Consider the following 19553-nt stretch of genomic DNA (forward strand, 5'->3'; position numbering starts at 1 on the left):
GCCCGTCGTCGCCGGGCGTAGCCTGCCGTCGTGACCACGCCGGCGCCCGCCTCCCCCGACCTGCCGCACGCCACCGTCTCACCGCGCACGCTCGCGGTCAGCGCGGGGCGTCCCGCCCGCACCGCGGGGGGCTCGGTGAACCCTCCGGTGGTCCTCACCTCGACGTTCGTGTCGCAGGGCGCCCCGGCCGCCGGCGAGCACCTGTACGGCCGCATGGGCACCCCCGCGTGGGAGCCGTTCGAGGAGGCGCTGGCCGTGCTCGAGCGTGCCGACCACCTCGCGACCGGCCGCCCGGCCGACGGGCCCCCCGCGACCGTGTTCGCCTCCGGCATGGCGGCGATCGACGCCACCCTCGCGCTCGTGCCCGTGGGAGGGCGCGTGGTCGTGCCCCGCCACGCCTACCAGGTCACGCTCGTGCTGCTGCGGGAGCAGGCGGAGCGCGGGCTGCTGCGCGTCGACCAGGTGGACGTCGCCGACACCGAGGCGGTCCTCGCGACCCTGCGGGGACGGGACGGCGACGCGCCGGCCGCGATGCTGTGGCTCGAGTCGCCGACCAACCCCATGCTCGAGGTCGCGGACCTGCCGGTGCTGATCGCCGCGGCGCACGACGTCGGTGCGCTCGTCGTCGTCGACAGCACGTTCGCGACGCCGCTGCTGCAGCGGCCCCTCGCGCACGGTGCGGACGTGGTCGTCCACTCGGTCACCAAGTACCTCGCCGGGCACTCGGACGTCGTGCTGGGCGCCACGGTCACCGACTCCCCCGCGCTGCACGCACGGCTCGTCGGGCACCGCACGACGCACGGGGCGATCGCCGGCCCGTTCGAGGTCTGGCTCGCGCTGCGCGGGCTGCGGACGCTCGCCCTGCGCGTCGAGCGCGCGCAGCACAACGCGGCCGAGCTGGCGCGGCGCCTGGACGCCCACGCGCACGTCGTCGAGGTGCGGTACCCCGGCCTGCCCGCCGATCCCGGCCACGACCGCGCCCGCGCCCAGATGGACGGCTTCGGCGCGATCCTGGGGTTGCGTCCGGTCGGCGGCCCGGCGGGCGCCGACGCGCTGGTCGCCGCGGTGCGGCTGTGGGTCCCCGCCACGAGCCTCGGCGGGGTCGAGTCGACGCTCGAGCGGCGCCGCCGGTTCGCGACCGAGTCGCCGACGGTGCCCGAGGACCTCGTGCGGCTGTCGGTGGGCATCGAGGACGTCGAGGACCTGTGGGCAGACCTCTCGGCCGCCCTCGACGCCGCGGCCGGGGTCTGAGCCGCGGGCCGTCGGCTCAGACGCCCTCGGCCCGGTGCGGCCGCGCGAGCAGGAGCCCGGCCAGGTCGTCGACCGGCAGGCCCTCGTGGAGCACGCGCACGACCGCCGACGTGATGGGCATCTCGACGCCGAGCGACGTCGCGAGCTCGAGCACGGACCGGCACGACTTCACGCCCTCGGCGGTGCCCCCGGTCGCGACGACGGCCGCGTCGAGCGTCATGCCGCGACCGAGGTGCACCCCGAGCGTGTGGTTGCGCGAGTCGGGGGACGCACAGGTCGCCATGAGGTCCCCCATGCCGGCCAGCCCCGGGAACGTCTCCGCGTCGGCGCCGAGCGCGAGCCCGAGGCGCGTGATCTCGACGAGGCCCCGTGTGATGACCGTGGCCATGGTGTTGAAGCCCATGCCCCGCCCCTGCGAGATCCCCACCGCGAGCGCGATGACGTTCTTCACGGCGCCGCACAGCTCGACGCCGACGACGTCCGGGTTGGTGTAGGGGCGGAAGTAGGACGACGCGCACGCACGCGCCACGAGCCGCGCCGTCGCGTCGTCCGTCGACGCCACGACCGTCGCGGTCGGCTGCCGCAGCGCGATCTCCCGCGCCAGGTTCGGCCCGGAGAGCACCGCGACACGAGCCGGCGCGATGCCCAGGCTCTGCGCGACCACCTCGCTCATCCGCTGGTCGGTGCCCAGCTCGACGCCCTTCATCAGCGAGACGACGGCCGCACGGGGCGACAGCGCGTCCGCCAGCGGCGCGAGCACGTCACGCGCGCGCTGCGACGGCACGGCGACCGCGACCACGTCGACGTCCGCGACCGCGGCCCTGACGTCGTGCGTCGCGGTGACACCGGCCGGCAGGTCGATGCCGGGCAGGTAGCGCGTGTTGCGCCCGTCGCGTGCGATCTCGTCGACCGTGGCGGCGTCCCGGCCCCACACGGTGACGTCGCAGCCCGCGTCCGCCATGACGGCGGCGAAGGTCGTGCCCCAGCTGCCGGACCCGAGGACCGCGGCCCGCAGCGGCACGCCCTGGGTGGTCACGACGCCGACCCGTCGCCGGCGGCACGCCGGCGCATGTCGTGCCGCTGCGCCGGCGCCTTCTCGCCGCGGATCTGCTCGAGCAGCCGCGTGATGTCGGCCATGACCCGCTCGGTCGCCTCGCGCAGCGTCGCGTTGTCCAGCGGCCGGTCGTACAGGTCCGACAGGTCGACCGGCGGGCCGGCCACGAGCGTCACCTTCTTGCGCGGGAAGGGGCGGGGCACCTTGCCGTAGCGCGCCAGGAGGTCCTGCGGCCCCCACTGCGCGACGGGGACGACCGGCGCCCGCGTCGTCAGCGCGAGGCGCGCGACCCCGGTGCGTCCGACCATCGGCCACAGGTCCGGGTCCCGCGTGAGCGTGCCCTCGGGGAAGATCGCCACGCACTCCCCCTGCTCGACCGCGGTGACCGCGGCGCGCAGGGAGTCCCCGGCGGCGGCCGTCTCGCGGTGCACGGGGATCTGCCCCGTCGCGCGCAGCACGGCGCCGACGACCGGGACCGAGAACAGGGAGGCCTTGGCGAGCACCCGCGGCACGTGCCCGTGGTCCCACAGGTAGTGCGCGAACGTCAGCGGGTCGGCCTCGGTCATGTGGTTGGCGACGACGATGAACCCGCCCTCGGCGGGCAGGTGCTCGGCACCGTGCCAGTCGGGACGGGTCGTCGCGAACAGCAAGGGCCGCACGATACGTGCGACGTTGCGGTAGGCGAGGTTGGAGCGCGACGGCGACGGCACGGCCCCGATGGTAGCCGCGGCCGCGCGTGCTCCGGTCCGGCGTCCGGGTCAGCGACGCCCGTCGGCCTCACGGCTGAACTGCGCGCCCAGCGCGTCGAGCTTCTCCGCGAACCGCTCGTAGCCGCGGTCGATGAGGCTGATGCCGCGCACCGCCGACTGTCCCTTGGCGGTCAGCGCCGCGATGAGGTGGCTGAAACCGCCCCGCAGGTCCGGCACCTCGATCTGGGCGGCGGACAGCGGGGTCGGTCCGGAGATGACGGCCGAGTGGTAGAAGTTGCGCTGCCCGAAGCGGCACGGCCGCCCACCCAGGCACTCCTTGTACACCTGGATCGTGGCGCCCATGCCGACCAGGGCGTCGACGAAGCCGAACCGGTTCTCGTACACCGTCTCGTGGACGATCGACAGGCCACGGGCCTGCGTGAGGGCGACGACGAGCGGCTGCTGCCAGTCGGTCATGAACCCGGGGTGCACGTCGGTCTCGAGCTGGATCGAGCGCAGGTCACCACCGGGGTGGAAGAACCGGATGCCGTGGTCGTCGATGGCGAACTCGCCGCCGACCTTGCGGAACGTGTTGAGGAACGTCGTCATCTCGGGCTGCGACGCACCGCGCACGTACACGTCACCGCCGGTCGCCAGCGCGGCCGACGCCCAGGACGCGGCCTCGATGCGGTCGGCGAGGGCGGTGTGCTGGAAGCCGACCAGCCGGTCGACGCCCTCGATGCGGATGACGCGGTCGGTGTCGACCGAGATGATCGCGCCCATCTTCTGCAGCACGTTGATGAGATCCATGATCTCGGGCTCGATCGCCGCGTTGGCGAGCTCGGTGATGCCCTCGGCGCGCACGGCCGTCAGCAGGAGCTGCTCGGTGGCGCCGACGCTGGGGTACGGCAGGGCGATCTTGGTGCCCTGCAGACGGTGGGGCGCGCGGATGCGGATGCCGTTGTCGCTCTTGTCCACCACCGCACCGAACTGCCGCAGGATGTCGAGGTGGAAGTTGATCGGCCGGTCGCCGATGCGGCAGCCGCCGAGGTCGGGGATGAAGGCCTCCCCCAGCCGGTGCAGCAGCGGGCCGCAGAACAGGATGGGGATCCGGCTGGATCCGGCGTGCGCGTCGATGTCGGCGACGTGGGCCGACTCGACGTCCGTGGGATCGAGCCGGATCGTGCCCGCGTCCTCGTCGATCTCGACCTGGACGCCGTGCAGGCGCAGCAGGCCGGACACCACGGTGACGTCGCGGATCTGGGGGACGTTGCGCAGCATGCTCGGGGTCTCCCCGAGAAGTGCGGCGACCATCGCCTTGGAGACGAAGTTCTTGGCGCCCCGGACGGTGATCTCGCCCCGCAGCGGGTTGCCACCGTCGACGTACAGCAGGTCGGTCATGCCCCTATCGTCCACCACGCGGCCCTGTGCGCGCGTCATCCACGCGCCACGGCCGGCTGTCCTCGCAGAACCCTCACAACGTGTGCGGCCGGGCCCGCGGCGTACGCCGCAGGCCCGGCCGGGGCGACCGTGCAGGTGAGGACCGGGTGCCTCAGACGGCGCGCGTCGGGCCCAGGTCGACGCTGACCACCGGACGGGCCGGACGCACCGGCACCGGCGGCAGGTGCTTGGCCGGGAGCGTCGCCGGGCGCCACGGCTCGCGACGCTGCTCGAACGCGGTGATCTCGTCGGCGTGCTGCAGCGTCAGGCCGATGTCGTCGAGGCCCTCCAGCAGCCGCCAGCGCGTGTAGTCGTCGACCTGGAAGGGCACCACGACGTCGTCGCACGTCACGGTGCGTGAGACCAGGTCGACGGTGACCTCGGTGCCCGGCCGGGTCTCGAGGAGCTTCCAGAGCAGCTCGACGTCCTCCTGCGCGACCTGCGCCGCCAGCAGACCCTGCTTGCCGGAGTTGCCGCGGAAGATGTCGGCGAACCGCGAGGAGATCACGACGCGGAAGCCGTAGTCCTTCAGCGCCCACACCGCGTGCTCACGCGACGAGCCGGTCCCGAAGTCGGGGCCCGCGACCAGCACGGATCCCGCCTTGTAGGCGTCCTGGTTGAGGAGGAACTCGGGGTCGCCCCGCCACGCCGCGAACAGCGCGTCCTCGAAGCCCGTGCGCGTGACCCGCTTGAGGTACACGGCGGGGATGATCTGGTCGGTGTCGACGTTGCTGCGCCGCAGGGGCACGCCGACCCCGGTGTGCCGAGTGAACTTCTCCATGATGGCCTACCTGTCGTGTGTCGGGGGGCGTCAGACGGTCTGCAGCGTGTCGTGCGGGGCCAGCGGGCTGCCGTCCGGTACCTCGACGTCCGCGCCGAGGTCGGCGACGGAGGACAGCGTGCCGCGGATCGCGGTGGCCGCGGCCACCAGGGGCGAGACGAGGTGGGTACGCCCGCCCTTGCCCTGACGGCCCTCGAAGTTGCGGTTCGAGGTGGATGCCGACCGCTCCTGCGGTGCCAGCTGGTCGGGGTTCATGCCCAGACACATCGAGCAGCCGGCGTTGCGCCACTCGGCGCCGAAGTCGAGGAAGATCTGGTCGAGCCCCTCGGCCTCCGCCTGCAGCCGCACGCGTGCGGACGCGGGGACCACGAGGACGCGCACGTCCTGCGCCTTGGTGCGCCCCTTGACGAGCTTCGCGACGGCACGCAGGTCCTCGATGCGGCCGTTGGTGCACGAGCCGATGAAGACGGTGTCGACCTTGATCTCGCGCAGCGGCTGGCCCGGCGTCAGACCCATGTACTCGATGGCCCGCTCGGCGGCGACACGCTCGTTGGCGTCCGCGATCTGCTCCGGGACGGGCACGTTGCCGGACAGCGGCAGGCCCTGACCGGGGTTGGTGCCCCACGTGACGAACGGCTCGAGGTCCGCCGCCTCGAGCACGACCTCCGCGTCGAAGACCGCGTCGTCGTCGGTACGCAGGGTGCGCCAGTACTCCACGGCGGCGTCCCAGTCCGCGCCCTCGGGCGCGTGCGGGCGGCCCTTGAGGTACTCGAAGGTCGTCTCGTCGGGCGCGATCATGCCCGCACGGGCGCCGGCCTCGATCGACATGTTGCAGATCGTCATCCGCCCCTCCATCGAGAGGTTGCGGATCGCCTCGCCGCGGTACTCCAGGACGTAGCCCTGACCGCCGCCGGTGCCGATCTTGGCGATGATCGCCAGGATGATGTCCTTCGCGCTCGCCCCGATCGGCAGCTGCCCGTTCACGGTGATCGCCATGGTCTTGAAGGGCGCGAGCGGCAGCGTCTGGGTCGCGAGCACGTGCTCGACCTCGCTGGTGCCGATGCCGAACGCGAGGGCGCCGAAGGCGCCGTGCGTCGAGGTGTGGGAGTCGCCGCAGACCACGGTGAGGCCGGGCTGCGTCAGACCGAGCTGCGGACCGACCTGGTGGACGATTCCCTGGTCGGCGTCGCCCAGGGAGTGGATCCGCACGCCGAACTCGGCCGCGTTGGTGCGCAGCGTCTCGATCTGGGTGCGGCTCGTCGCGTCCGCGATCGGGCGGTCGATGTCGAGCGTGGGGGTGTTGTGGTCCTCGGTGGCGAGCGTGAGGTCGGGACGACGGACCGGCCGGCCAGCCAGCCGCAGGCCCTCGAACGCCTGCGGGCTCGTGACCTCGTGCACCAGGTGCAGGTCGATGTACAGCAGGTCCGGTGCACCGTCCGTGCCGCGGCGCACGACGTGCGCCTCCCAGACCTTCTCCGCCAGCGTGCCGGCCATGTTCGTCGTTCCTCTCGTCCGGGCGGGGGCGTCCCGGTCACCGAGCCGATGACTGTGCGTGCCCGGGGGATCCTGTCCCCCGGCTTGCATCTCAGCCTGCGAGACGCCAATATCGACCTATGGACAACTCTAGCGGAGTCGGCGTGCTGGACAAGGCCGCGTCGGTACTGAGCGCGCTGGAAGCCGGACCCGCGACCCTCGCGCAGCTCGTCGCCGCCACCCATCTTGCCCGCCCGACGGCCCACCGTCTGGCCGTCGCGCTCGAGCACCATCGTCTCGTGGCTCGTGACCTGCAGGGCAGGTTCGTCCTCGGGCCCCGCCTGTCGGAGCTCTCGACGGCAGCCGGGGAGGACCGCCTGCTGGCCGCCGCCGGCCCCGTCCTGACGCTGCTGCGCGACCACACGGGCGAGAGCGCGCAGCTCTACCGCCGCCAGGGCGACCAGCGGATCTGCGTCGCGGCCGCCGAGCGGCCCATCGGCCTGCGCGACTCGATCCCCGTGGGCGCGACCCTCACGATGCAGGCCGGGTCGGCCGCCCAGGTGCTGCTGGCGTGGGAGGAGCCGGACCGGCTCCACCGGGGCCTGCAGGGCGCGAAGTTCACCGCCACGATCCTGTCCGGCGTGCGCCGTCGGGGGTGGGCCCAGTCGGTCTCCGAGCGCGAGGTCGGCGTCGCGTCGGTCTCGGCACCGGTGCGCGGGCCGTCGGGGCGCGTCGTGGCCGCCGTTTCGGTCTCCGGGCCGCTCGAGCGGCTCTCGCGGCAGCCCGGTCGGCTGCACGCCGCCGCTGTCGTCTCCGCCGCGAACCGCCTGACGGAGGTCCTGCGCCGCACGGCCGAGTGAGGGGGCCGGGTGCGGCCTCGGCCGCACCCGGGTCCCGGCCCGCGGGCGAATGCCCGCGCACGGAGCAGGTACGCACGAAGAAGGTACGCACGAAGAAGGCCCGGTCACCTGTGGTGACCGGGCCTTCGACCGTACCCCCGACCGGATTCGAACCGGCGCTACCGCCGTGAGAGGGCGGCGTGCTAGGCCGCTACACAACGGGGGCCTTGCTCACGAACCCGTAGGCCGTGTGCCGAGTGGATACTGTACCCGACGTTCGCCCGGAGTCGAAAACTCGCCGGCGTCCGCGGGCCCGCCACCAGGGCGGACGCGTCCGTGCTGACCGTCGACTGACGCCGACGAACAACGCTGGGGTACCAGGACTCGAACCTAGACTAACTGAACCAGAATCAGTCGTGCTGCCAATTACACCATACCCCACGGGCCGTGACCGGCAGGAAGCCGTGCACAGCACCATCGGCACGTGTCACGCGGACCCCGCACCGGCCGTGAACATTACCCGAGCGAGGGGGGCTCGGTCCAACCGGCGCCGGGTGGCGCAGGTCACCCGCCCCCCGGGGACGTCAGGGAGCCGGGATCTGCCCGATCTCCGTCACGTCGTACCAGAGCAGGTCCCGCTCGTCGAGCCTCGCCAGAGCCGTCTCGTCACCGGAGGCGGCACCCGCCACGTCGGCCGCAGCCGCCGGCTCGTCGACGTGCACGCTGACCACCTGGCCCAGGTCGACGCCGCACACCACCTCGACGGCCGAGGCCACCGGGGGGTCGTCGAGCGTCTGCACGCACGCCTCCGCCACGTCGGCCGCGACGACGACCCGTAGCGGCGGAGCGGCGCGCCGCGACGCCAGCAGGACCAGCGACCCGTCCCCGGCGTCGGCCTGGGCGGCGTACTCCCAGCCCTCATCGTCCTCCTCGGGCCACAGCGCGCGCAGCGCGGGCGTCACGGCGTGGGCGACGCGCGGACCGATGAGCACCGGATCGGCGCCCTGGAGCTCGTCGAGGGTCACAGGCAGGTAGACGCGCACGTGCCCAGTCTGCCGCCCGGCGTCTCACCCGACCGCGACCTGCGCACCCGGCGCGTCGGCGCCCACCGTCGCGGCGACCTCGGCGGCCAGGTCCGCCAGGCTGCGCCGGGCGGGCGATCCCGGCACCACCTCCCGCAGGGCACGCCCCTCGAGCATCGCGGCGTCCGCGGCGGCACGGTCCTCGGGCACCAGGACGACGTCCTCCACCCCGGCGTACCGCGCCAGCGCGGCAGCCACCGCCTCCCCGGGGCGCGACCCCGCCACGGTCGGGCGCACCCGGTTGACGACCACCCGCCGCGAGAGGACCAGGCCACGCTCGGCCGCGTCCGCGAGCGCGCGCACGAGCCGTTGCACGCCCACGGGATCCGCTGCGCCGACCACGACGACGAGGTCCGCCTGCTCGAGCGCCGTCACCGTCGCGGCGTTGCGCGCGGGCGCCCGCGTGTCGTAGCTGAGCATCTCGTCCTGCTCCAGGCAGAAGCCCGTGTCGACGACCGTGACGTCCGCGAGCGCGCGCGCCTGCGAGAGCACGAGCTCCAGCGAGCTCGCAGGGAGCTCGGGCCACCGGGCGGCCCGCGAGATGCCCGAGAGCAGCCGCAGGCCCGGCAGCACGACCGGGGCGAGGCGGGCGAGGGTCGGCAGGTCCAGCGCCCCCTGTCCGGCCGCGCGCGCGGCCGCGGCGATCCCGGGCGCCTCGTCGAGCACGCCCAGCACCTGCGCGACCGCGCCGCCGTACGTGTCCGCGTCCACCAGCAGGGTGGACCGACCCAGCGCGGCGAGCTCGGCCGCGAGGTTCACCGCCACGAACGTCCTGCCCGGCGCGCCGGTCGGGCCCCAGACGGCCACCGTCGCACCGCGACGGGTCGGCGGCGCGGGCGCCGTGGGGACCGCCGCGGCGGGCGGACGCCCGACGTCGAGCACCGCGAGCGCCTCGCGCACCACGTCGGGGACGTCGCCCTCGCTCGTCACGTCGACCACCAGGTCGGCACCGTGCGCGGTCAGGCGCTCGGCGAGCCACGGCCGGGTGGCGTCACCGAGCCCCACGACCCGCACCCCGCAGCGGTGCAGCGTCGCGACCGCCTCACGGTCGAACCGGTCGAGGTCGCCCGACACCACCGCGAGGCCCCCGAGACCCGCCTCCGCGGCAGCGAGCAGCTCGGTGAGGTCGGCGCACCGGCGGGTGACCGACAGGCGCCCGCCCGACCGCTCCACCGCCTGCACGATCGCCGACTCCGCGGCGCCCTGGACGGCGCACAGCACCCCGACGCCCATCACGCCCCCGGCACGGGGACGACGTCGACGGTGCCGTTGCCGGCGAGGGCACCCAGCACGTCCGGGAGGTCGTCGACGGGCACCAGGACGTGCACCGTGCGCGTCCCGCCGCTCGCGAACGCGCCGTCGGCGCCGCTGACCTCGGCCACCGTGAGCGCCGCCGCGAGCTCGCGGGGCGTCGCCTCCCCCGGTGCGGCGCCCCGGTCCGTCGCGTCCCCGGACTCGGGCGTGAACCACAGGTCGACGCGCGCACCCGCGACCAGCCCGCTGGACGCGGGTCCGGACAGCGGGACGGGCACCGCGCGCACGTCGAGCTCGTCCGCCCGGCCGACCGCCGCGGCGGGGACGAGCTCGCCGGCGCCCACCGCGCGCAGCACCACGGCAGCCTCGGGCAGCGGGGCGTCGGCGCGCAGGTAGCCGTCCGCTCGGTCGGCGAGCCGCACGTCCGCGACCACGAGCGCCGCCGACGTCAGGGAGGTCCCCGGCACCAGCACGTCCCGCGCGACGTAGACGGGCACGGTCCGTTGGGACGTGGTGACGACCCAGCTGCCGAGCACGACGGACGCGGCGATGAGGGCGATCCCGACGAGCAGCCGCGGGTCGCGCCACCCGGGGCGGCGCAGGCGCGCGGCCGTCGGTGCGGGCAGGTCGAGCACGGACGTGTCCACTAGGACTCCTGGTCGGCGGGGCGCGGGTCGCGTGGACCGGCGGAGGGGTGCGGTCGGGTGGCGCCGGGCGTCGGGGCCAGGCTCGTCCGGCGCGACGAGTGTGACGCGCCCCGGCCCGTCTCCGACAGGGCGGCGGCACGGCCTGTGGACAACGCTCCGGTACCCGCCCACCGTGGAAGACTGCCGACATGGCACCGAGGTTCCTGACGCTCGCCGACGTGTCCGAGATCCTCAACATCTCGGCGCCCCAGGCGTACGCGCTCGTCCGGTCCGGCGAGCTGCCGGCGATCCAGATCGGCGGGCGCATGCAGTGGCGCGTCGAGTCCAGCGAGCTCGAGCGGTACATCGAGCGGATGTACGAGGAGACGCGGGCGCGGAACGCGCACGGCGCCGCGTCCGACGGCACCGTGTGACGGCACGCGCGGCGTCATCGCGACTCCACCGCTCGCAGCGCGCCGAACGGCACGCTGACGGCACGCCGCGCGGGAACGTCGAGGACGAGGTCGAGGTGGTCCGCGCCGACGCGGTCGAGGCGACCGGTGAGCGTTCCCGCACCCGTCCTGACCGTGACCACGGCGCGGTCGCGGGCGAGCGCACGCAGCACGTGACCGAGCCCCAGCCCTGACTCCACCCGGCCGGCGGGCGGTGCCGCGTGCGTGCCCAGCCCGTCGACCGTCAGCACGGCGGCGGTCGGGACGAGGGCCCGCCGCCCGCCGCCGAGGTCGAGGAGCACCCACTGCGCGGCGGCCTCGGCGACGACACCCTCGAGCGACTCCCCGGGGCCTGTCACGACGCGCAGCCGCGTCCCCACCGCGGCGCGCAGCCGGTCACCGAGCGGAACCCGGGCCCGCTCCGCGCGCGTCAGGTCGGCGACGTCCCACCGCGCCTCGTCGGCGCGGCCGGCCGCGAGCTGCGCCTCCAGGTCGCCGAAGAGCTGCTCCCAGCGGCCTGACGCTGCGGGCGACCCCGCACCTGTGCCCTCGCGACTCACGGACCGGACTTTACTGGACATACCTCCCCGAGTGGGCTACATCTATCTCCTACGTACTTCATCAAACGACATCAAACTGCATCATCGAGGAGAATCCGTGACCGCCCCGCCCTCGCCTGCTCGCCCGAGCACGTCACGCCTCGCGGTGACGGCTGCCGCACTGTCCCTCGCCGGCGCAGCCGGGCTCGTCGTGGCCGCGCTCCTCGCCCTGTGGGTCGCAGACCAGCTGGGGTCCACCCGGCTGTGGCGCGTGGAGTCGGTGGTCGCCGCCGCCGTCGTGACGCTCGGCGTCCTCGCCTGCGGGTGGGTCGCCGTGTCGTCGCTGGTGGCCGCTGCCTGCGCAGGGGCCCGCGCGGCCGGAGGCGCCTGGCGGGGCGGCGAGGCGGTGGTCCACCGGTGGGCGCCCGGCCTCGTCCGCCGGGCTCTGGCCGTGGCGCTGGCCGCCGGCGTCGGGCTGGGGACCGCCGCGGGGGCGCACGCGGCGCCGACCGTCCCGGTCGACCTCGCACGTGCGGTCGTCACGGCCGACCTCGGCTGGGCCCCGACGGCGGACCGCCTGCCGGCCTCGGCCGATGCGACCGCGGCCGTCCCGGGCTCGTCGCCCGAGGCACCGCCTGCGGCGAGCCCCGCGCCGGGGGGCGCGATCCCCGAGGCCCCCGCCGCGACTCCCTCGCCGGCACCGGCCACGTCGACGTCACCCACCGCCGACGCCTCACCCGCGACCGCGGCGGCGGGGGGACCCCTCGCACCGGTGGCCGCGCCGGTCCCGGCCTCGGTGGCACCCCCGGCCCTCGCGCACCCCGCACCGCCGGGCGCGCCCCCCGCCGGGCGCACGGTCGAGGTGCAACCGGGCGACACGCTCTGGGCGGTGGCCGCACGCAGCCTGGGGCCGGGCGCCTCCGACGCCGCGATCGCCGCCGAGTGGCCGCGGTGGTACGCCGCGAACGCGTCGGTCATCGGGCCCGACCCCGACCTCCTGCACCCCGGTCAGGTGCTCACGGCACCGACCGCTCCCGACGGGAGCACCCGATGACCACGACGCGCCACGACGACGTCGCGCCGACGACGGCGGTCGAGGAGGCCCTCTCGGTGCTCGACACCACCGACGCCGGGCCACGCCCCCACGCGCACCTGCGTGCCGTCGACTCCCCCGTGCCGCGGCCGGCGGGCGTGCGCCGGCCGGACGCGAGCACCGCGACGGGCCGGGCGCGCGTCGGGACGGCCCTTCCGGCCGACACCGCAGCCGCGCAGACCTCTCCCGGACCGCGGCTCCGGCTCGTCCCGGCGCTCCGGCCGGTCCCGGCCCGGACGGCGGCGCCCGCAGCGCCGCCACCGGTCCTCGTCGAGCGCGTCCGCGGCCTCGCGATGGTCGACCGGGTACGGACGACGGACCACGACGACGACCGCGGCGCCGCCCCCGCGGCCGACCCCGGTCGGTTCGCGCACGGGGTCGGGCTCGCCTGCGTCGAGGTGACGCTCGGCCGCCGGCCCGCCGCGCAGCTCGCCCGGTGGGTGGGGCCGGGCGTCCTGGAGATGCTCCAGCAGCGCGCCGACCTGGTCCGTCGCTCCGGGATCCGCGCGCACGCGCGACGCCCGGCGGCGCGCCGGGTGCGGGTGTGCGCCGTCGACGCGCACACCGCGGAGGCGTGCCTGGTCGTCGACGACGGTGCGCGGGTCCGCGCGGTCGCCCTGCGCCTGGAGGCGCACCGCGGCGCGTGGCGCGTCACCCAGCTGGAGATCGGCTGACCGTCGCCCCTGGGACGACGGTCAGCCGGTCACCCGCGCGGGCGGGTCAGCGCTTGCGCTGCTTGGCCTGCTTGCGGCGGTCGGCACGGTTCGCGCCGCCCGCGCCCCCGGTACGCGCTGCCGCACCGGCCGGCGCGCCGCCCTTCTCCGCCTGGGTGACGACCTCGCCGTCACCGTCGGCCGACGGCGCCGAGTACTGCAGCGGTGCGCGCTCCGCCGGCCCGTCCAGCCCCTTCGCCACCAGGGCACCCGGTGCCGGTGTCTCGTCCGACGGCCGCGTCGCTGCAGCAGACGCACCCGCCGACGCCGCGGCTGCGGCCGCCGAGTCCGCGCTGACGAGCGGGGCGTCGGACGGCTGGGAGACCTGGACCTCGAGGTTGTAGAGGTACTGGACCGACTCCTCCTTGATGGCGTCGGTCATCGCGGTGAAGAGCTGGAAGCCCTCGCGCTGGTACTCGACCAGCGGGTCGCGCTGCGCCATGGCGCGCAGCCCGATGCCCTCCTTGAGGTAGTCCATCTCGTACAGGTGCTCGCGCCACTTGCGGTCGAGCACCGACAGCACGACGCGTCGCTCGAGCTGCCGCATGTTCGCCTCGCCGAGCATCTGCTCCCGCTCGGCGTAGGCGTGCTCGGCGTCGGACAGCACCTCGCGCGTGATCAGCTCGGCCGACAACCGTGTGGGGCCGCCGGCCTCCTCCACGACCTCCTCCGGCGTGATCGAGATCGGGTACACGCCGCGCAGCGCCGTCCAGAGCGACTCGAGGTCCCAGTCCTCGGGACGGCCCTCGGCGGTCGCGAGGGCGATGTAGTCCCCGAGGACGTCGGTGCGGAAGTGCGTGACCTGCTCCTGCAGGTCCTCGCCCTCGAGCACCCGGCGGCGCTGGTCGTAGATGACCTCGCGCTGACGGGACATGACGTCGTCGTACTTCAGGACGTTCTTGCGGATCTCGAAGTTGCGGGCCTCGACCTGCGACTGGGCGGACTGGATGCCGCGCGTCACGATCTTCGACTCGAGCGGCATGTCCTCCGGGAAGCCCGCGCGCGTCATCATCGACTCGGCGAGGCCGGAGTTGAACAGGCGCATGAGGTCGTCCTGCATCGACAGGTAGAACCGGGACTCCCCCGGGTCGCCCTGACGGCCGGACCGTCCGCGCAGCTGGTTGTCGATGCGGCGCGACTCGTGCCGCTCGGTGCCCAGCACGTAGAGCCCGCCGAGGGCCGTGACCTCGTCGTGCTCGGCGGCGACCGCGAGCTTCGCCCGCTCCAGCACCTCGGGCCACGCCGCCTCGTACTCGGCCGCGTTCTCGGCCGGGTCCAGCCCGCGCTCGGCCATCTCGGCGACGGCCATGAACTCCGCGTTGCCGCCCAGCATGATGTCGGTGCCTCGGCCGGCCATGTTGGTGGCCACCGTCACCGCGCCCTTGCGCCCGGCCTGCGCCACGATCGACGCCTCCCGCGCGTGCTGCTTGGCGTTGAGCACCTCGTGCGGGACGCCCTGCTTCTTGAGCTTGGACGACAGCAGCTCGGACTTCTCCACGCTCGTCGTACCCACCAGCACCGGCTGGCCCTTGGCGTGACGCTCGACGATGTCCTCGACGACCGCGTCGAACTTGCCCTCCTCGGACTTGTAGACCAGGTCCTTCTGGTCGATGCGCAGCATCGGCCGGTTGGTCGGGATCGGCACGACGCCCAGCTTGTAGGTGCCCTGGAACTCGGCCGCCTCGGTCTCGGCGGTACCGGTCATGCCGGCGAGCTTGCCGTACAGGCGGAAGTAGTTCTGCAGCGTGATCGTGGCGAGCGTCTGGTTCTCCGCCTTGATCGCCACGCCCTCCTTGGCCTCGATGGCCTGGTGCATGCCCTCGTTGTAGCGGCGGCCGGCGAGGATGCGCCCGGTGTGCTCGTCGACGATGAGGACCTCGCCGTTCATGACGACGTAGTCCTTGTCGCGCCGGAACAGCTCCTTGGCCTTGATGGCGTTGTTGAGGAAGCCGATGAGCGGGGTGTTGAGCGACTCGTAGAGGTTGTCGATGCCGAGGTAGTCCTCGACGCGCGCGATGCCGGGCTCCAGGACGCCGACGGTGCGCTTCTTCTCGTCGACCTCGTAGTCGCGCTCGGGCTGCAGACGGCGCACGACCTTGGCGAACTCGCCGTACCAGCGGTTCGCGTCACCCGAGGCGGGCCCGGAGATGATGAGCGGCGTGCGCGCCTCGTCGATGAGGATCGAGTCGACCTCGTCGACGATCGCGAAGTGGTGGCCGCGCTGCACGAGGTCGTCGACGCTCCACGCCATGTTGTCGCGCAGGTAGTCGAAGCCGAACTCGTTGTTGGTGCCGTAGGTGATGTCGCAGGCGTACTGCTCGCGCCGCTGCGCGGGCGTCATCTGCGACAGGATCGTGCCCGTCGTCATGCCGAGGAAGCGGAAGACGCGGCCCATGAGGTCCGCCTGGTAGCCCGCGAGGTAGTCGTTGACCGTGACGACGTGGACGCCGTCGCCGGACAGCGCGTTGAGGTAGGCAGGCGCCGTTGCGACCAGCGTCTTGCCCTCACCGGTCTTCATCTCGGCGATGTTGCCCAGGTGCAGCGCGGCGCCACCCATGATCTGGACGTCGAAGTGCCGCTGGCCGAGCGTGCGGCGCGAGGCCTCACGGACCGCCGCGAACGCCTCGGGGAGCAGGTCGTCGAGCTTCTCGCCGTCGGCGAGGCGGGACTTGAACCTGTCGGTCTCCTCGCGCAGCTCGGCGTCGGACAGCGAGGTGAAGCTGTCCTCCAGCGCGTTGACCTGGCTCGCGACGCCGGACAGCTTCTTGAGGATCCGCCCCTCGCCCAGCCGGAGGACCTTCTCGAGGATCGCCGTCACGCAACTCTCCCGACGTCGTTGGCGCCCGTCCGCTCGCGGCGTCGGGGCGGTGCGTGTGACCCGACCGCGCGGCCGGGGCCCGACCATCGTAGGCGAGGTGCGGGCCCCGTGTGGTCGCCGCTCAGACCAGGGCCGGCACCAGTGCCCGGGTCAGGGGCCCGACCAGGTCACCCGCGGCGTCGGCCGGCACGTGCACGTCGGACAGGCCGAGCCAGTCGGCCACCGCCCACAGCTCCGCAGCGAGCTCGTGCGCGACCTCCGCGTCGGCCGGGAGCCTCGTGCCCGCGGCGGCCGCCGGCCCCGGGGCCCGGTGGACGGCGTGCACGCGCAGCGCGCCCGCCCGCCGATCGGCCTTGAGGTCGACCAGCGCGACGAACCGCTCCCCCAGCAGGAACGGCAGGACGTAGTACCCCCAGACCCGCGCCGCCGCGGGCACGTAGATCTCGATGCGGTAGCGCAGCCCGAACAGCGCCTCCGTGCGCGTGCGCTCCCACACCAACGGGTCGAAGGGGCTGAGCAGGGTGCGTCCGCGCGCACGGCGCGGCACGGTCGCGTCGCGGTGCCGGTACAGGGGCCCCCGCCAGCCCTCGACCTCGACCGGCAGGAGGACCCCCTCCTCGACGAGCTCGTCCACGGCCGTGCGGGTCGGCGCGGTGGCCGTCCGCCAGTGGTCCGCCAGGCACCGCACGTCGACGACGCCGTGCGCGCGCGCCGCGACCTCGACGAGGTGGCGGCGCGCCGTCGCCTCGTCGAGCGCCGGGGCCGCCAGGACGTCGGCGGGCAGCACCCGGTCGGGCCGGTCGTAGCGCCGCTCGAACTGCGCGTTGCGACCCGCCGACGTCAGCTCCCCCACCACGAAGAGGTGCTCGAGCGCGCGCTTCGCGTCCGTCCAGGCCCACCCCCACGCCTCCGCGCGGCGGCCGTCACCGCCGAGCACCGTCTGCACCTCGCGCGCGGTGACGGGGCCGAGCTCGTCCACGACCGCACGGACGCGGGCGACCTCCGGCGACCGTCCGACGGGGACGCCGTGCATCGAATCGCCCCGCCGCTCGATGCGGGCGCGGTTCTCCGCGTGCTTGAACGCCAGGTGCCGGAAGGTCGCCGCCGGGACGAGCGACGCCTCGTGCGCCCAGGTCTCGACCAGGCGACGCGGTGCACGCCCGGTCGCACGGTCCAGGGTGCCCACGTCCCACGGCCCGACGCGCGCGTAGACGGGCACGAGGTGCGCGCGCGCGAGGACGTTCACGGAGTCCACCTGCAGCAGGCCGAGCCGGTCGACGACCTGCTGCAGCGCGCGGGTGCCGGCGACGGCACGCTGCGGCCGGGGCGCGTCGAGCCCGGACGCGCGCAGCACCAGCCGGCGCGCCTGCGAGCGGGACAGGAGGTCGGGTCGGGTCGCGGCCATGCCCCGATCCTGCCCGCAGCCACCGACACCCGAGCCGGCGCCCTCGACACTTTCGGGAACGATGGCCGGGTGCATGCCGACCGCGGGGCAGTACGGGTCGGGAGGAAGGCAAACGTTCTCGCGTCGTCAGGCCGGCGCTGGCACGCCCACCAACGAGCGAAGTTGCCGAAAGTTCTCCGAAAGTCCGGTCCGGGCCTTGACGCGACGTGGCCCCCCGGGCGACCGTCGTGCCCGGCCGCGTCCGCCGCAGCGGTGGGCGGCCCACGGACCCCGGTGCCGGACGGACCGCGCCGTCCGGCACCGGGCCCGCGACGCGGGGGGCAGCGGGCGGGCGCGCCCGCTGCCCCGTCGCTCCGCGCTCGCCTCAGACGGCCGCGCGGCCCGTCCCGGTGACGGCGACCGGCGTGTCGAGCTTGATCACGCCGTAGCTCCAGCCCCGTCGGCGGTAGGCGACCGCGGGCTGTGCCGTCTCGGCGTCCACGAACAGGAAGAAGTCGTGCCCGACGAGCTCCATCTCGTAGAGCGCGTCGTCGACCGTCATCGGCTGGGCCCGGTGCACCTTCTCGCGGATGAGGACCGGGGAGTCGCCCAGCGTCGTCTCGACGACGCCGTCCGGCAGCTGCACGGGTGCGTCCTCCGGCTCGGGCTCCGGCTCCGGGGGTCGCACGTCGACGGGCGCCAGCGGAGTGTGGTTGCGGTGGTCCTTGCGCCGGTCGCGCGCACGGCGCAGGCGCTCGAGCAGGCGGCCGAGGGCGACGTCCAGGGCGGCGTACGCGTCGTCGGCGCACGCCTCCGCCCGGATGACGGGACCCTTGTCGACCACCGTCAGCTCGACCTTCTCGCTGCTGCCGGACTGGCGCGGGTTCGGTTCGTGCGACACGAGGACGTCGACGCGCTGCGCGCGTGGGGCCAGCTGCTCGATCTTCGCGAGCTTGCTCTCGAGGTGGGCGCGATACCGCGGGGACACCTCGGTGTGCCGGCCGGCAACCACGATCTCCATGTGGGCCTCCTGGGAGGTCAGGGGTGGGCACTGCCCACCCGGACGAGACGTACGTCTGCTGCCCCGAGATGGGCGGGCGGCATCACCTCCTCCGCCGCACGTGCCCCGCCCGCATGCTGCGGGGGCCGAGTCGCGGCGTCGTTCCCTGAGCCCCACGCTAACCCGCTTCGACACCCGGATGCACACCTGGCTGGGCCGAACGAGCGGCCGGCGGTGCGGTAGCCGCGACGGCACCCGCGCCGAGGACGCGGGCGCCGGCCGCCACGAGCGCGGCGTGGCACGCCGCGAGCGTCGCACCGGTGGTCAGCACGTCGTCCACGAGCAGCACGACGCGCCCCCGCACGACGTGCCGGCGGCGCACGCGGACGCGTCCGGCGAGGGCCTCGCGACGTGCGCGGGCCCCCAGCCCGGCCAGGTCGGCGCCACCCGACCGGTGCAGCGCGCGCGCGACCCGGGCGTCGACGCCGCCGTCCGCGAGCCCTGCGACCAGGCCGGCGGCGAGCACCACGACGGGATCGCGCCCGCGACGGCGTCGCGCCCGCACCGTGGACGGCACCGGCACCACGAGGACGGGACCGACCGTGGCCGGTACCGCCGCGCACACGTCGTCGGCGAGGGTGACGCCGACCCGACGCGCCACCGCGCCGAGGTGCACGTCGAGGTCGGCGCGACCCCCGTCCTTCCACGCCACGAGCGCATGACGTACCGGTCCGGCGTACGCCGCAGGCGCCCGCACCGGCAGCAGCGTGCGTCCATCCAGGAGGTCGAGGCGACCCGCGCCGTGGTCGCGCCGCACCGCGGGCGCACGCCACCAGGTGTCGCAGGCGCTGCACCAGGGCACGTCGGGCCGCCCGCACCCGGCGCACGCAACCGGCACCAGCAGGCCGGACAGGTCCCGGCAGGCGCCCGCCAGGAGCGTGCGGGCCCGGCGCGCGCGTGATCCGGGCACGCGCGGCGCACGGCGGTGGCCCGGCGCGGGGTGGTCCGGTGGCATGCGGCCAGCGTCCCGTGCGCCGGCCCCGCGGTGCACCGCACGCCGGCGAC

The 19553-nt window shown here is 74.7% G+C and carries 18 protein-coding genes and 2 tRNA genes; 5 read left to right on the top strand and 15 right to left on the bottom strand.

Annotated elements, in window-relative coordinates; translation table 11 throughout:
* Window positions 1–30: 30 nt before the first annotated feature.
* On the top strand, window positions 31–1251 hold the full coding sequence (locus NP075_RS12055; protein WP_227565410.1) for a trans-sulfuration enzyme family protein: 1221 nt from the start codon (window positions 31–33) through the stop codon (window positions 1249–1251).
* A 16-nt stretch (window positions 1252–1267) separates the two neighbouring features.
* Here NP075_RS12055 and NP075_RS12060 read toward each other — a convergent pair whose 3' ends face one another.
* From NP075_RS12060 to leuC, 5 genes are all read right to left on the bottom strand, one after another.
* On the bottom strand, window positions 1268–2287 hold the full coding sequence (locus NP075_RS12060) for an NAD(P)H-dependent glycerol-3-phosphate dehydrogenase (protein ID WP_256791040.1): 1020 nt from the start codon (window positions 2285–2287) through the stop codon (window positions 1268–1270).
* Complete coding sequence (locus NP075_RS12065) at window positions 2284–3015, bottom strand: lysophospholipid acyltransferase family protein (RefSeq protein ID WP_227565411.1); 732 nt, start codon at window positions 3013–3015, stop codon at window positions 2284–2286. Before NP075_RS12065 ends, NP075_RS12060 begins: the two co-directional genes overlap by 4 nt.
* Window positions 3016–3063: 48 nt before the next feature.
* On the bottom strand, window positions 3064–4395 hold the full coding sequence (gene murA, locus NP075_RS12070) for a UDP-N-acetylglucosamine 1-carboxyvinyltransferase (RefSeq protein WP_227565412.1): 1332 nt from the start codon (window positions 4393–4395) through the stop codon (window positions 3064–3066).
* A gap of 151 nt (window positions 4396–4546) precedes the next feature.
* Window positions 4547–5215, bottom strand: coding sequence for a 3-isopropylmalate dehydratase small subunit (leuD, locus tag NP075_RS12075; RefSeq protein ID WP_227565413.1), 669 nt, complete (start codon window positions 5213–5215; stop codon window positions 4547–4549).
* Window positions 5216–5245: 30 nt separating this feature from the next.
* Window positions 5246–6709: a 3-isopropylmalate dehydratase large subunit gene (gene leuC, locus NP075_RS12080; RefSeq protein WP_227565414.1), complete on the bottom strand. Its 1464-nt coding sequence runs from the start codon at window positions 6707–6709 to the stop codon at window positions 5246–5248.
* A gap of 119 nt (window positions 6710–6828) precedes the next feature.
* On the opposite strand from leuC, the gene NP075_RS12085 reads away from it, so the two are divergent.
* Window positions 6829–7548, top strand: coding sequence for an IclR family transcriptional regulator (locus NP075_RS12085; RefSeq protein ID WP_227565415.1), 720 nt, complete (start codon window positions 6829–6831; stop codon window positions 7546–7548).
* A 132-nt stretch (window positions 7549–7680) separates the two neighbouring features.
* Here NP075_RS12085 and NP075_RS12090 read toward each other — a convergent pair.
* From NP075_RS12090 to NP075_RS12110, 5 genes are all read right to left on the bottom strand, one after another.
* Window positions 7681–7753, bottom strand: a tRNA-Glu gene (locus NP075_RS12090).
* Window positions 7754–7896: 143 nt separating this feature from the next.
* Window positions 7897–7968, bottom strand: a tRNA-Gln gene (locus tag NP075_RS12095).
* Window positions 7969–8111: 143 nt separating this feature from the next.
* Window positions 8112–8570: a DUF6912 family protein gene (locus NP075_RS12100; protein ID WP_227565416.1), complete on the bottom strand. Its 459-nt coding sequence runs from the start codon at window positions 8568–8570 to the stop codon at window positions 8112–8114.
* Window positions 8571–8594: 24 nt separating this feature from the next.
* Entirely contained in the window at window positions 8595–9842 is a 1248-nt protein-coding gene (locus NP075_RS12105; protein ID WP_227565417.1) for a CpaE/TadZ family protein, read from the bottom strand.
* The gene (locus NP075_RS12110; protein WP_227565418.1) at window positions 9842–10510 is read right to left on the bottom strand and encodes a CpaB family protein; all 669 of its coding nucleotides are present in this window, start codon (window positions 10508–10510) and stop codon (window positions 9842–9844) included. Before NP075_RS12110 ends, NP075_RS12105 begins: the two co-directional genes overlap by 1 nt.
* Window positions 10511–10698: 188 nt before the next feature.
* On the opposite strand from NP075_RS12110, the gene NP075_RS12115 reads away from it, so the two are divergent.
* On the top strand, window positions 10699–10923 hold the full coding sequence (locus tag NP075_RS12115) for a helix-turn-helix domain-containing protein (protein ID WP_227565419.1): 225 nt from the start codon (window positions 10699–10701) through the stop codon (window positions 10921–10923).
* Window positions 10924–10937: 14 nt separating this feature from the next.
* On the opposite strand, the gene NP075_RS12120 is transcribed toward NP075_RS12115, so the two are convergent.
* The gene (locus NP075_RS12120) at window positions 10938–11501 is read right to left on the bottom strand and encodes a hypothetical protein (RefSeq protein ID WP_227565420.1); all 564 of its coding nucleotides are present in this window, start codon (window positions 11499–11501) and stop codon (window positions 10938–10940) included.
* 97 nt (window positions 11502–11598) lie between these two features.
* Between NP075_RS12120 and NP075_RS12125 the strand changes: the two genes are divergently transcribed.
* Together NP075_RS12125 and NP075_RS12130 are read left to right on the top strand one after the other, a co-directional pair.
* The gene (locus NP075_RS12125) at window positions 11599–12534 is read left to right on the top strand and encodes a LysM peptidoglycan-binding domain-containing protein (RefSeq protein ID WP_227565421.1); all 936 of its coding nucleotides are present in this window, start codon (window positions 11599–11601) and stop codon (window positions 12532–12534) included.
* Complete coding sequence (locus tag NP075_RS12130; protein WP_227565423.1) at window positions 12531–13247, top strand: Rv3235 family protein; 717 nt, start codon at window positions 12531–12533, stop codon at window positions 13245–13247. Before NP075_RS12125 ends, NP075_RS12130 begins: the two co-directional genes overlap by 4 nt.
* 46 nt (window positions 13248–13293) lie before the next feature.
* Here the strand turns inward: NP075_RS12130 and secA are convergent, their stop codons facing one another.
* From secA to NP075_RS12150, 4 genes are all read right to left on the bottom strand, one after another.
* Window positions 13294–16104: a preprotein translocase subunit SecA gene (gene secA / locus NP075_RS12135; protein WP_227565424.1), complete on the bottom strand. Its 2811-nt coding sequence runs from the start codon at window positions 16102–16104 to the stop codon at window positions 13294–13296.
* A gap of 121 nt (window positions 16105–16225) precedes the next feature.
* The gene (locus NP075_RS12140) at window positions 16226–17509 is read right to left on the bottom strand and encodes a winged helix-turn-helix domain-containing protein (protein WP_227565425.1); all 1284 of its coding nucleotides are present in this window, start codon (window positions 17507–17509) and stop codon (window positions 16226–16228) included.
* 364 nt (window positions 17510–17873) lie between these two features.
* A complete protein-coding gene (gene hpf, locus NP075_RS12145; RefSeq protein WP_227565426.1) occupies window positions 17874–18509 on the bottom strand; it encodes a ribosome hibernation-promoting factor, HPF/YfiA family in 636 nt (211 codons plus the stop codon).
* Window positions 18510–18666: 157 nt separating this feature from the next.
* Window positions 18667–19458: a phosphoribosyltransferase family protein gene (locus NP075_RS12150; protein WP_227565427.1), complete on the bottom strand. Its 792-nt coding sequence runs from the start codon at window positions 19456–19458 to the stop codon at window positions 18667–18669.
* Between the last annotated feature and the right edge of the window lie 95 nt (window positions 19459–19553).

Source organism: Cellulomonas wangsupingiae (genome assembly GCF_024508275.1).
Lineage (GTDB): Bacteria > Actinomycetota > Actinomycetes > Actinomycetales > Cellulomonadaceae > Cellulomonas > Cellulomonas wangsupingiae.

Coding starts and splice junctions, on each gene's coding strand:
- hpf (WP_227565426.1), bottom strand. CDS start 18,509: ATGGAGATCGTGGTTGCCGGCCGGCACACCGAGGTGTCCCCGCGGTAT.
- NP075_RS12115 (WP_227565419.1), top strand. CDS start 10,699: ATGGCACCGAGGTTCCTGACGCTCGCCGACGTGTCCGAGATCCTCAAC.
- murA (WP_227565412.1), bottom strand. CDS start 4,395: ATGACCGACCTGCTGTACGTCGACGGTGGCAACCCGCTGCGGGGCGAG.
- NP075_RS12140 (WP_227565425.1), bottom strand. CDS start 17,509: ATGGCCGCGACCCGACCCGACCTCCTGTCCCGCTCGCAGGCGCGCCGG.
- NP075_RS12105 (WP_227565417.1), bottom strand. CDS start 9,842: ATGGGCGTCGGGGTGCTGTGCGCCGTCCAGGGCGCCGCGGAGTCGGCG.
- leuC (WP_227565414.1), bottom strand. CDS start 6,709: ATGGCCGGCACGCTGGCGGAGAAGGTCTGGGAGGCGCACGTCGTGCGC.
- NP075_RS12085 (WP_227565415.1), top strand. CDS start 6,829: ATGGACAACTCTAGCGGAGTCGGCGTGCTGGACAAGGCCGCGTCGGTA.
- NP075_RS12130 (WP_227565423.1), top strand. CDS start 12,531: ATGACCACGACGCGCCACGACGACGTCGCGCCGACGACGGCGGTCGAG.
- leuD (WP_227565413.1), bottom strand. CDS start 5,215: ATGGAGAAGTTCACTCGGCACACCGGGGTCGGCGTGCCCCTGCGGCGC.